The 380-nt window shown below is 35.8% G+C and carries 1 pseudogene; it reads left to right on the top strand.

The window, feature by feature from the left end:
* Positions 1-93 precede the first annotated feature (93 nt).
* Positions 94-380 (top strand): annotated as a pseudogene (locus SB717_RS34065) (DUF2325 domain-containing protein); the annotation flags it as partial.

Here is a 380-nt window from a genome sequence, read left to right as displayed (position 1 = left end):
AGTTTGTTTCGTGTTAATGAATATTGTAGCTTGTACACTTGTGTTATTAACATCACCAAGTACATATATAAAGAAGAAAGATAAGGAGAATGAGTGGGAACGAGTACAATTCTAGTTTTAGGTGGATCAAATGGAAGAACGTTAGAGAAGTTGGCCAAAAAAAGAGACTGCCAGGTTATTTTCCATGATGGGAAAATCACGGAGGCGTAAAGAAAACCTTTCGAAGTGTTATAAAAAAATGCGATGTTATTGTCATTCAAAAAGGTGCATGTGGCAATGTATCTATTGATGTAGCAAAAGAGTACGCAAAGAAGTATGATGTCCCCCTTTTATTTAATCAAGGGTTTGGTGGAACTGGTACGCTTGAAATAGGATTAAAG

The sequence above is a fragment of the Priestia sp. SIMBA_032 genome, assembly GCF_046535215.1.
GTDB classification, from domain to species: domain Bacteria; phylum Bacillota; class Bacilli; order Bacillales; family Bacillaceae_H; genus Priestia; species Priestia aryabhattai.
The sequence above is the reverse complement of the archived record's forward strand: the minus strand, read 5'-3'. Positions and strand labels throughout refer to the sequence as shown.